The sequence below is a fragment of the Curtobacterium flaccumfaciens genome (genome assembly GCF_004361695.1).
GTDB lineage: Bacteria > Actinomycetota > Actinomycetes > Actinomycetales > Microbacteriaceae > Curtobacterium > Curtobacterium flaccumfaciens_B.
This window is the reverse complement of the sequence record NZ_SNVW01000010.1, coordinates 33708-45227: the sequence shown is the minus strand read 5'-3', so window position 1 is coordinate 45227 and position 11520 is coordinate 33708. Positions and strand designations below refer to the sequence as shown.

11 protein-coding genes are annotated in these 11520 nt (G+C 74.3%); 6 read left to right on the top strand and 5 right to left on the bottom strand.

Features of this window, described 5'->3' with window-relative positions:
• Window positions 1–103: 103 nt before the first annotated feature.
• Entirely contained in the window at window positions 104–1183 is a 1080-nt protein-coding gene (locus tag EDF64_RS13610; RefSeq protein WP_133520523.1) for a glycosyltransferase family 9 protein, read from the bottom strand.
• A gap of 38 nt (window positions 1184–1221) precedes the next feature.
• Entirely contained in the window at window positions 1222–1773 is a 552-nt protein-coding gene (locus EDF64_RS13605; RefSeq protein WP_133520522.1) for an HAD family hydrolase, read from the bottom strand.
• A gap of 100 nt (window positions 1774–1873) precedes the next feature.
• Between EDF64_RS13605 and EDF64_RS13600 the strand changes: the two genes are divergently transcribed.
• The 3 genes from EDF64_RS13600 (at window position 1874) to EDF64_RS13590 (ending at window position 4516) form a co-directional block, all read left to right on the top strand.
• The gene (locus tag EDF64_RS13600; protein ID WP_133520521.1) at window positions 1874–2860 is read left to right on the top strand and encodes a glycosyltransferase family 9 protein; all 987 of its coding nucleotides are present in this window, start codon (window positions 1874–1876) and stop codon (window positions 2858–2860) included.
• Between the two features lie 153 nt (window positions 2861–3013).
• Window positions 3014–3370, top strand: coding sequence for a PRC-barrel domain-containing protein (locus EDF64_RS13595; protein WP_133520520.1), 357 nt, complete (start codon window positions 3014–3016; stop codon window positions 3368–3370).
• 129 nt (window positions 3371–3499) lie between these two features.
• Window positions 3500–4516, top strand: coding sequence for an SGNH/GDSL hydrolase family protein (locus EDF64_RS13590; RefSeq protein ID WP_133520519.1), 1017 nt, complete (start codon window positions 3500–3502; stop codon window positions 4514–4516).
• A gap of 102 nt (window positions 4517–4618) precedes the next feature.
• Here the strand turns inward: EDF64_RS13590 and EDF64_RS13585 are convergent, their stop codons facing one another.
• Window positions 4619–5410: a universal stress protein gene (locus EDF64_RS13585; protein ID WP_166645741.1), complete on the bottom strand. Its 792-nt coding sequence runs from the start codon at window positions 5408–5410 to the stop codon at window positions 4619–4621.
• Between the two features lie 180 nt (window positions 5411–5590).
• On the opposite strand from EDF64_RS13585, the gene EDF64_RS13580 reads away from it, so the two are divergent.
• Both EDF64_RS13580 and EDF64_RS13575 read left to right on the top strand, forming a co-directional pair.
• A complete protein-coding gene (locus EDF64_RS13580; protein ID WP_243736391.1) occupies window positions 5591–6052 on the top strand; it encodes an NUDIX domain-containing protein in 462 nt (153 codons plus the stop codon).
• A gap of 119 nt (window positions 6053–6171) precedes the next feature.
• A complete protein-coding gene (locus EDF64_RS13575) occupies window positions 6172–8244 on the top strand; it encodes a carboxypeptidase regulatory-like domain-containing protein (protein ID WP_133520516.1) in 2073 nt (690 codons plus the stop codon).
• 358 nt (window positions 8245–8602) lie between these two features.
• Here EDF64_RS13575 and EDF64_RS13570 read toward each other — a convergent pair whose 3' ends face one another.
• A complete protein-coding gene (locus EDF64_RS13570) occupies window positions 8603–9967 on the bottom strand; it encodes an MFS transporter (RefSeq protein ID WP_133520515.1) in 1365 nt (454 codons plus the stop codon).
• A 251-nt stretch (window positions 9968–10218) separates the two neighbouring features.
• Window positions 10219–11181 carry a hypothetical protein gene (locus tag EDF64_RS13565; protein ID WP_133520514.1) on the bottom strand — a complete coding sequence of 321 codons (963 nt, stop codon included), beginning with the start codon at window positions 11179–11181 and terminating at the stop codon, window positions 10219–10221.
• Window positions 11182–11244: 63 nt separating this feature from the next.
• On the opposite strand from EDF64_RS13565, the gene EDF64_RS13560 reads away from it, so the two are divergent.
• Window positions 11245–11448, top strand: coding sequence for a hypothetical protein (locus EDF64_RS13560; protein ID WP_022907500.1), 204 nt, complete (start codon window positions 11245–11247; stop codon window positions 11446–11448).
• The last annotated feature ends 72 nt before the right edge of the window (window positions 11449–11520 follow it).

The following is an 11520-nucleotide window of genomic DNA, read 5'->3' as shown; positions in this document are numbered from 1 at the left end:
GGGAGAAGCGGGGGGAGAAGCAGAAGGAGAAGCAGTGGCGCACGCTACGCAGCGCCTTCTGGGGTGCGCCGCAGACTTCTCCGTTCCATCCGGGAAGCGCGGGTCACTCCGTCCGCGACGCGCGCGCGAGCAGTCGCCGGTGTGCCGCGAGCACGTCCTCGACCCGGACCGTCGACAGGCACGGGTGGCCGGGGACGGGGCACTCGCGAGCACGGGTCAGCCCGCAGGGCGCTCCCTGGTCGCCGAGCAGCTCGACGAACGGCGGCTGCGTCGGGTCCGGGGCGTACGGTGCCCACTTCGCGGCCGGTACGACGGGCGAGAACAGGCTGACGATCGGCGCGCCGACGGCCGCGGCGAGGTGGGCGGGACCGGTGTTGCCGACCACGACGACCTCGGCACCGGCGAGCACCGCGGCGAGTTCGGCCGGGCTGGTCCGCCCGCCGAGGTCGATGCCGGTGTCACCCGCGACCGCGGCCGTCAGGGCCGCCTCGCCGGGGGAACCGGTGACGACCACCGGGGTCCCCTGTTCGGCGTACGCGGCGACGAGCGCCCGGTGGTGGGATGCCGGCCACGAGCGGGCCGGCACGCTCGCGCCGGGGTGCACGACCACGTACCGTCCCAGCCCGGCCACCACCGGGGGCAGGGCGGCGTCGTGACGCACCACGAGCCTCCCGGCATCCTCCGGCGGCAGCCGGAACCCGGCCGCCTCGGCGATCCGCAGCGCGCGCTCCGGCTCCGGGATGTCTTCGGGGAGGTCCTCGCCGGGGCGCAGCCGCACGTCGAGCAGCGAGCCGGGGTGGTCGACGCTCGCACCGGTCACGCGCGCGACGCCGGCGAGGCGGAGGAGCAGCGCGACCGGCAGCGGCGACTGGTGGAACGAGGTGAGCACGACCGCTTCGTCCGGTCGTTCCTCGGCGACGAGTGCGCGGAACTCGGCGAGCAGGGTGTCGTCGACGGGGCGCGCGGTCTCGGTGACCCAGGGCGCGGCCCAGACCCGGACGCGGCCGATGCCGGGCAGGAGGTCGGCGGCGGGGGCGCCCTGCGGTCCGCAGAGCATCGTGACGTGGGAGGCGCCGGCGGCCACCGCGCGGACCGCGGGGCCGGCGACGAGGACGTCGCCGAACGAGTCGAGGCGGACGACGAGCACGCGGGGGCCGGCGGCAGCCGGGCCGGCGGCCGTCACGGGCGCACCTCGGCCGTCACGGGCGCACACCCCGGCCGTCACGGGCACACCGCGGCCGCGTGCGCCCGCACGAGCTCGACCGCCTCGGCCAGCGAGCCGACCACTGTCGGAGCCGCCGCGACCTCCTCCGGTCGCGTGCGCGGCGTCGGCACCAGGATGCCCTGCGCACCGGCCGCGAGCGCCGCCCCGACGTCGGCACCGATGTCCCCGACGACGACGAGCTCCCCGGGTGCCACACCGAGCCGTTCCGCCGCCTCGAGCACCATCCCGGGCCGCGGCTTCCGGCAGCCGCAGTCGTCGTCCGCGTCGTGCGGGCAGACGCACCACACGTCGAACGGCCCGACGAGTTCGTCCACCCGCGTGTTCGTGGCGTCGACCTCGTCACGGGTCGCCATGCCCTTCGCGATGACCGACTGGTTCGTCACGACCCCGAGCAGCAGCCCGGCCGCCCGTGCCCGCTCGACCGCACGGCGCGCCCCGGGGACCGGCACGACACGGTGCGGGTCGGCGTTGTACGGCACGTCGACGACGAGCGTGTCGTCCCGGTCGAAGAGGAGACCGCGGACGGTGCGGTCGAGAGCGAGGGCCATGCCTCCCCAGTACCGGTCGGCGCCCGCACGGCGCCACAGGAACAGCCGCCGGCCGCGTTCCTCGGAGCCCGCTCGGCGTGTCCTGGCTACCGTCGGCGCGGTGACCGCCGTCGACACCCTGCCCCCGTCCGACGGGCGGCCCGACCTGCTCGTGCTCCGCGCCATCAAGCTCGGCGACCTCCTGGTCGCCGTCCCGGCCCTGCACGCGCTGCGACGGGCCTTCCCCGACCACCGCATCGCCCTCGCGACCACCGCCTGGCTCGCCCCCGTCGTCGAACTGATCCCCGACGTCGACGTGCACCTCGCGCAGCACGGCCTCGACCACCCGATCGGTGCACCCGCGGGTGCCGTCGACGTCGCCGTGAACCTGCACGGTGCCGGTCCGGAGTCGTCCGACCGCATCGCCGCGCTCGGAGCCCGCCGGGTCATCGGACACGTCGGCCCCACGCACGGCGACGAGGGTCCGGAGTGGGCCGACGACGTGCACGAGCGGGAGCGCTGGGCACGCCTCCTCGTCTGGCACGGCATCCCCGCCGACCCCGACGACGTCGCCATCGCCCGCCCGGTCGCGGCCCCGGCCGTCGCCGGTGCGGCCGTCGTGCACGTGGGCGCCTTCCACGGTGCGCGGCACTGGCCGACCGACCGCTTCGCCGACGTGGTGCGCGGGCTCCGCGAGCGCGGCCTCGACGTGGTCCTGACGGGAGGCACGGACGACGTCGTCCGTGCCACCGCCGTCGCGCAGGCGGCCGGGCTGCCGCCGGGGGCGGTCCTGGCGGGTGCGCTGGACCTGCAGGCCTTCGCCGGCGTGATCGCCGCGGCGCGGCTCGTCGTCACGGTCGACACCGGTGCGGCGCACGTCGCCTCGGCGTACGGGATCCCGTCGGTCGTCGTGTTCGGCCCGGCGCCGCCGGAGGCCTGGGGACCGCCGGCCTCCGGACCGCACGTGGTGCTGACCGACGCCTCGGTGCGGCGCGGTGACGTCTTCGCGGAGGACCCGGACCCGGCGCTGCTCGCGATCGGGCCGGCGGACGTGCTCGCAGCCGTGGACGGGCTCGGGGTGCACGGGTCGTCGGTCGTCTCGTCGTGACCGCGGTCTTCGTCTCGTCGTGACGGCGGTCACGTCGTGACCGCGGTCTTCGTCTCGTCGTGACGGCGGTTTCGTCGTGACCGCGGTCTCCGCCCTTCGGTAGCGTCGGGAGTGAGCTGTCCGGACACGCCGGGCACTCACGAGGAGGCGCACGTGTTCGAAGCCGCGAACATCCGGGACTGGATCGGCCTGCCGGTCGTCGACGAGGCCGAGGACAAGGTCGGCTCGCTCGAGAGCATCTACTACGACACGGCCACGTCCGAGCCCGCGTTCGGCGCGATCACGACCGGGCTCCCCGGGTTCCAGAAGCTCCTGTTCGTGCCGCTGGCGGGAGCCCTCGTCGCGCCGAAGCACCTCCGTGTCGCGTTCCCGAAGAAGCTCGTGAAGGACGCACCCACGATCGCCACCGACGGGGAGCTCGACGCGACGCTCGAGCCGGAGCTGTTCCAGCACTACGGCATCGAGTACCGGACGGGCAGCGGGGGAGAGCGTCGGCTCGGTCGCCGCTGAGCGCGGTCGGGCCGGGCGTCGGTGTGGTCCGTCGCTGACGCTCGGGCCGACGCGTTAGCCTGGTCCGTCCGACCCGTTCCCTGGAGGCCGCACCTGCTCCGCTCCGTCCGTTCGACGCTGCTCGCCGCGGTGGCGGTGTCCGCCGTGCTCGCCGGAGCCCTCTCGGGCGGCGGATCGGCCGTCGCCGCGCCGATGTGGCCGGTCCCCGCGCCGTACCCGTCGACCAGTGAGCCGGTCGAGACGCTCGCCGGCATCCCGGTCGGCAGCGAGTACGTGGCGCTCGGTGACTCCTACTCGGCGGGGTACGGCCTCGCCGACCCGACCCGGTTGCCGACGGCCGCGTGCGGACAGTCCGCGCAGGACTACCCGCACCGGATCGCCGCACGGTTCGGCCTCGCACTGACCGACGTCACCTGCGCAGGAGCGACGAGCAAGGACGTCACGACCGGCTTCCAGTTCAAGGGCGTGCCACCGCAGATCCGGTCGCTGTCGGAACGCACCCGGCTCGTCACGTTGACGATCGGCGGCAACGACGCAGACCTGTTCGGCACCGCCGGCTCGTGCCTGGCGCTGTCCGCGAAGGGCCCGGTGTTCTCCGGCCGTGACGCCCCCTCGTGCCGGAGCACGCTCGTGCATGACGGCGAGGACCAGCTCGGCGCGAAGATCGAGTCGCGCGTGGCACTCGGCATCGCGGACACCCTCGCGGCGATCCGCGCCGCGGCCCCGAACGCCGTCGTCGTGTTCCTCGGCTACCCGGCGATCTTCCCGGACGCCGACCACACCCCGAAGGGCGGCTGCTTCCGGTCCGCCCTCGACCTCGGCACCCTGACCGGGTCGTTCCCGTCGAACACCTACCCGTTCACGAACACCGACGTCCGCTACCTGCACAGCGTCCAGGAGCGCCTGAACGACGTCTCGGCGACCGCGGCCCGCGCCGCCGGAATCCGCTTCGTCGACGTGTTCTCGACCACGCAGGCGCACTCGGCCTGCGCGACGAAGAAGCCGTACGTGTCCGGTGTCTCGCTCGACGGCACGGGCGACCTCCGCCGGATCGACCTGGAGCCCGGCGCGCTGCACCCGAACACCCGTGGCGTCGCGTACCTCACGAAGCGGGTGGCGGCGGCGACCCGGGCACTCGCGGGCTGATTCGGTCCTCCGCCCTCGGGCTCGACGTCCGCCCTCGGTCTTCTGCCCGCGGACTTCTGCCCTCGGGCTCCGGTCGGATCGCCGGTGACCGGTGCGCGGTCGTCAGGCGCCCGCGGTCCGCACCTGCTGCGGCCGGACGACGGGCTCGGTGTGCGCCGCTGCGGGGACGACACACACCGGCGACGCGCTCTCGCGCAGGACGTCGTGCAGCACCGATCCCGACAGCGCCCGCACGTGGCCGAGGCCGAGCACCACGAGCGACGCCCGCCGGGTGTGCGCGGCGATCGCGTGTCCGGGGTGTCCCTCGACCAGCAGCGGGTGGAAGCGCACGTCCGGGTGCGCCGCCGTCAGCTCGGCCGTCACCCGGGCCAGGAGCTCGGCGTTCCGGGTCCGCCAACGCATCGGGTCCTCGGCGAAGTCGGTGAGCCCGGTCCGGGTCAGCACCGGCATCTCCCACGCCCGCAGGAGCGTCACCCGGCGGTGCAGCCGGCCAGCCTCGTCGCAGGCGATGGCCACGGCGCGTTCGTCGACCGGTTCCTCGACCGCCAGCACGACGTCGCCGTCGATCGGGTGCGGCCCGTCCGGCACCACGACGGTCGGCACCGCGGCACGGGTGGCGATCCGCGCCGGGTCTCCGCCAGCGGTCGATCCACGGCGGCTCCGGAAGGTGCCGATCACCAGCAGGTCCCCGTCGTCGGACTCGTCGACGAGTGCCGCGGCGAACGGGCCGGCGTGCCGTCGGATGACGACCTCGGCGTCCGGCAGCGCCGCTCGTGCCGCGTCGGCGACCGCGTCCGCGACCCGCTTGCCGTCCGGCCCGACCCGGGCCTCGATCGCCGGGTCGACCCCGATGACCCGGATCCGCTCGACGCCGGTGCCGGCGCGGGCCACCACCCAGCGGAGGGCTTCCTCGTGCGGCCTCGCCGCGTCCGCAGCCAGCGTGACCGTCGTCCACCGTTCGTCCGTCCCGATCGACCTCCTCGTTCCAGGTCCTCCGGGGGCGTCGCCATGGCGCTCCGTGCCCTGCAAGGTACTCCGCCGCGCGTACCGCTGGCTGCGCGTAGCCTCGGCCCCGTGGTGCTGAGTGCGGGACTCCTGCTGTACCGGGTGGTCGACGGCGGCCCGCAAGTGTGGATCGCGCACATGGGCGGCCCGTTCTGGAAACGGCGCCCGCGGGCCTGGTCGATCCCGAAGGGCCTCGTCGAGGGTGACGAGGACGCGGTCACCACCGCGCGCCGCGAGTTCGCCGAGGAGATCGGCACCCCCGCGCCGGACAGCCCGCTCACCGACCTCGGCGAGTTCCGGCAGGCATCGGGAAAACGCGTCCGGGTGTTCGCGGCCGAGGCGCCGGACTTCTCGGTCGACGCTGTCCGCTCGAACACCGTCCGGCTCGAGCTCCCGCGCGGCTCCGGCCGGTTCGTCGACGTCCCCGAGGTCGACGACGCGCGCTGGGTGCCGCTCGACGAGGCGCGGGAGCTGCTCGTGGCCGGACAGGTCGCCGCACTCGACGCCCTCCTGGCGCACCGCGCGCTGTGACCCGTGCTGGGGCTTCCGCTCGCGGGTAACGAACACATGTCGATGTGGACGGACGTCGCGGTCCCTGGATAGCCTGAGCGGGGGTCGCGCTGGAGCGATGCCGAACAGGGGAGTGGTACATGCGGCGTTGGCGCGCGATCGCGGCAGGACTGACCGGGATGGTCCTCGGGGCGGGATTGGCGATCGGTGGCGCGACGAGCGCTTCCGCGGCGCCGACCGGTCACTGGGGGACCTTCACCGTCAGCGGGTCGAGCAAGGCCTACACGGGGACGGTCACGATGGACGGGTTCCCGGCGACCACCTTCACCTCGAACTCGCGACAGTCGACCGTGATCAGCGGGGCGTCGACGTGGCAGTCGGAGAACACCCCGGTGGGTCTCGCCGGGTTCGGCACCAGCCGCAACCAGACCTACATGAACCAGCGTCCGAACGCGGACAACGCCACCTCACCGTCCACCACGACGTACACGTTCGCCGAGCCGGCGCCGGGCGCGCAGTCCTGGGCCTTCGTGCTCGGCGACATCGACGCCGACCAGGCGACGATCAGCGCGACGGACGTCAACGGCAACCCGGTCTCCGGGGCGAACCTCGGGTTCGGCGGCCCGGACGCCGCAACCGGCGCCTACAACTCCTGCTCGACCGTCGTCGCCGGCGGCTGGTCGTGCGGACGTCCCACGACGGACGACCCCACACCCGGGACGGACAAGCCCACGTGGACCCCGACGGCGACCGGGGGCACCCTCGTCGGGAACGCCACGGCGTCCGACACCGCGGGTGCCACCGCGTGGTTCAGCCCGATCACCGCGCTGAAGACGCTCACCGTGTCGTACCAGCAGCGGAGCGGGTTCCCCGTCTACCAGACCTGGTTCGCAGTGAAGACGGCGCAGATCAGCGGTGTCGCGACGCTCGACGGCACGCCGATCCCCGGTGCGACGGTCACGGTGACTGCCCCGCGCGGCGTCGTCTACACGACCACGACCGACGCGGACGGCCGCTACACGTTCCCGGAGCTGCCGCAGATCAACGACTACGTCGCGCGGATCACCGCACCGGACGGCGCCACGGGGACGGCGACCGTCAGCGGGGTGTCGCTCAACACGACGCTCGCCGGCAACGACCGGGACGACGTCGACTTCACGTTCACGTCCCCGCCGGGTACCGCGGCCGTGATCGGCACCGTCGAGGACACCGCCGGCAACCCCGTCGCGAACGTCCCGGTGGTCATCATCGACCCGCAGGACGGCACGACGCTGGTCGACACCACCACCAACAGCGAGGGTGTCTACACGGGCTCGGGCCTGCCGCCGTCGACGCAGCTCCAGGTCTCGATCGACGGGCAGGACCCCACACCGATCACGACGGGTGCCGCCGCCGACACCGGAGCCGCCCCCGCTCAGCCGACCTCGGTGGTCCCCGCTGCGGAGATCGCGACCGTCACCGGCCTGGTGAGTCTCGACGGCGCCCCCGTCGCAGCCGGGCGGACCGTCGAGCTCCTCGACTCCACCGGTGCCGTCATCAGCTCGACGACGACCGACGCCGACGGCCGGTACACGTTCGAGACGGTCCCGGGGACCTACGGCGTCCGGACCACCGCGCCGGTCGCCGGGGCGACGGGAGCGACCACGAACACGGGCATCGTGGCCGTCGCGAACGAGACCGTCCAGTCGAACCTGGCCTTCGCGACGCCGACGCCACCGGCCGTCGTCACGACCACGCAGCCCGGAACCGTGACCGACACGGACGGCGAGCCCGTCGCCGGTCGCCAGGTCGTCGCGACCCCGACCGACCCGACCGTCGGCGCGCCGGTGACCACCACGACGGGCACCGACGGCCGCTTCACGCTCGACGGACTCGCGCCGGCGACGGAGTACACGATCGCCGTCGACGGCGCCGACCCGCAGACGATCACGACGCCGGACACCGGGGCCGCCACGGCCCTGACCTTCACGGTGCCGGCCGCCGTGGTGACCCCGACGCCGACCCCCACGCCCACCGTCCCGCCGACCTCGGGCGGCGGGACCACCCCGGTGTCCACGGGTGGTGGCGTCGCGACGGGCGGGGACCTCGCGTACACCGGTGCCGACCTGACGCCGGGCCTCATCGCCGCGGGCGTGCTCGTGCTCCTCGGCGGCGGCCTGCTCACGTTCCGTGCCGTGCGCAACCGTCGCCGCACGACCCACCTGCAGGACTGACCCACACGAGCGGGGCGGGCCCGGCGCTGCCGGTCCCGCCCCGCTCGTGCGTCCGGGTCCCCGGCCGGCGCCCGCGAGATCGCACTTCCGCGCCGTTCCCTGACCGCCGACCGCGCCGAACCGCGATCTCGGCCCCGCCGAACCGCCTCGCCGAGGTGTCAAGACACGCCGCGTGTGGTTCGCCGAGGGGACACGTTCGGTCGCTTCCGGCGCTCGACAGCGACGTATTGTGCGCTCTCGAGCGCTCGAGCGCCCGAGCGCCCGAGCGCCCGAGCACCCCGGCGCACCCGAGCGCACCGGAGCACCCCGGCGCACCCGCGCACCCCGGACTCGGCGCCCAGCCCCCCCGGCCCGCGCGTCAGCGCCGGCGGCGCGTCGGCACCGAGCCCGTGGCCACGGCCACCGACCCGGTCAGGGTCTGGATCGCCCGGCTGACGACCGGGATCGAGGTCGTGACGACCGCCAGCGACGACGTGATCGCCTCGATCGACGACGTCGACAGGTGCTCCTGCGTGTGCGAGTGCACCGGGAAGCCCCGGCGCGCGGCCAGCACCACCCCGAGCGACCCGACGAGGATCACCGCACCGGCGAACGGCATGAACTGCAGCCCGACGACGCCGAGCGCCTGCCCGCCGATCGCCGCACCGCCCGCGATGCCGATGTTCGACGCCCCGTTGATGAGCGCGCCCGCGATGTCGGGGGAGACACCCCCGGTCCGGATCGCCGCGGCCATGAACAGCGTGCCGGTCGTGCCGTTGGCAGCCATCCACACGCCGGCGACGACCATCGTGCCGAGCAGGGAGCCGTGCACGAAGGGCAGCGCGGCGAAGGCGGCGGCCATCACGGCGACGGACACCACGAGGGTCTGCCGCGGGGCCTTGTCCACGAACATCCCGGCGAGCCAGAGGCCGACCACGCCGGTGCCCCCGAGCACGAGCAGCGCACCGCTGACCATGTGGGCGTCGAGTCCGGCGTCGATCGCGTACGGGCCGATGTAGGTGTAGACGACGTAGTGCCCGGCGAAGAGCAGCAGGTCGGCGATGACGACGGACAGCAGCCCGGTGCGGGCCCAGGCCTTCGGCGACCCGATGTGCGGCGACGAGGCTCCGTGCACGCTCGGCAGGAACAGGAGCGCGACGACGGCGAGGCCGGCTGCGGCGACCGCGACGGCCCCGACGGCCGGACGCCAGCCGATGGTCTGCCCGACCCAGGTGGCGACGGGGACGCCGAGGACGAAGCCGAGCGAGCTCCCGGAGTAGACGAACGCGATCGCCCGGCCGGCCAGGCGCGGCGGCACGATGCGCGTCGCGTACGCCGACGCGACCGAGAAGAACAGGGCGTGGGCGATGCCACCGACGACACGGCCGGCGCAGACCACGGCGAAGGACGGGGCCAGCGCGATCATCACGTTCGAGACCGTGTAGCCGACCAGGGTGGCCACGAGCACGGTCTTCCGGGGGAGTCGCGCGGTGAACGACGTCAGCGGCAGCGCCAGGATCGCGACGGCCGCCGCGTACACGGTGACGACGATGCCCATGGTCGACTCGGAGACGCCGAGGTCGCTGCTCATGACGCCGAGCAGCCCGACCGGCATCAGCTCGGTCGTGATGGCGAAGAACGTGGCGAGTCCGAGCACGGCGATGCCGACGACGGACTGGGTGGTGACGGTGATCGGCCGCGTGTTCGTCGACACGGCCGAGGTGGTTGTGGTGTTGGTGGACACGCTGCTGACCTCCTCCGGGGCACGGTGGAGCACGCGTCGGTGTCGACGTCACGACGACGGGGACCGGACGGATCCGGTCGGCGATGCGTGCTCGCTGCTGTGGTGGGTGGATGACCCTGTGGATGATGTGGGTACGACTCCACGGCGAGTACGCACAACAAGTGTTGCACGGGCTCCGGACGTGATGGAAGCACCTCGGCCGTGAAAACCCTCGGAGCGCTCCAACGCCCGTGGCTCCGGGGCATTCCCGATCAGCCCTCGTTCGTCACCGTGCCCTGCACGCCGCCTCCGCGGAGCGTCAGCGAGAGCGTCCCGCTCATCGACTGGGCCGACAGCGACACCGACCCGTGCAGCGCGTCCTCGCGGGGGTAGCAGGCCGAGGTCGACTCGATGCGGTTCGCCGTCGCCACCAGGCAGATCGTGGTCCGGTCGGTCCCGACCGCGGCCCAGACGCTCCAGGGCGTCCGGAACGAGCCGCCGTCGAGCGCCCGGTTCGTGAAGATGAGCCGGGTGGTGCGGAGGCTCACCGACGCCTCGACCGGCCCCGGCAGCTGGTCCGCGTAGGTCTGCGGCTTGTCGAGCAGCTCCTCGAGCGTCACGGCTCCGGCGGTCGGCGTCACGCTCGGTGCGGACGCCCGGTCCTCGCGCGCGGTCCCGACGACGGTGCCGGCACCGAAGGCGACCCCGACCGCCGCCGCCACGCCGAGCGCGATCCAGACGCGCGGCCGCGTGGTCCAGAGAACGCGTGCGGCCCGGGTCCGCCACGACCCGGTACCGGCCTGGAGGCGCGGCTCGTCCCCGTCGTCCCCGCTCGCGTCGTCGACGTGGTCGCTCCGGGCGGGGTCCGCCCCCGCGTGTTCCGTGCCCGCACGGCCCGCACGGCCCGCATCGCCCACATGGCTCGCTGCGCCCGTGGCGGCAGCGACCGGTCCGGCGGGCGACCAGGCAGCGTCCGGTGCGGCAGCCCCGGATCCCGCCAGCGGGGCGGTGGAACCCGGCCGTCTCGTCGTGGTGGGCCGAGTGGCGGGGGAGGCCGCGCCTCCAGGCCCGGTCGTCCGGGACGTGCCGCTCGTACCGGAAGCCGAGCGTCGTCGACCGCGGTCCAGCTGCTCGAGCGCGAGGCGGGCTGCGGCGGCGTCGGCCTCCGGGGCGGACCCGCCCCATGCGAGCGCCTCGAGCCGTGCTCGTTCCGCTGCCACGTCGTCGTCGGCCATGGGTTCATCGTCCCACCGGGCTCCCGTGCGTGCCCGCCCAGTTCGGGGGCGTAGACGGGTGCCATGAGCGACAAGCACGATCCCGACCCCGAGACCCTCGAGCCGCTGAGCCACGACACGCAGTCCGGCGAAGCCGACTACGTGGCGACGAGCCCGGGTGGCACCGGCACCGAGCGGCACGTGCCGCTGCCCGAGGAGGAGCAGGGCCGCGGCACCGAGTACGACCCCGTCGACCAGGGGCCGCAGCAGGAGGGCCAGGGCGGCTGACGCGCGTGCCCCCGAACGCAGCGTCGAACCACGGATCCGACGTCGAACCGGCCCGAGCGCCCGGTTCGACGT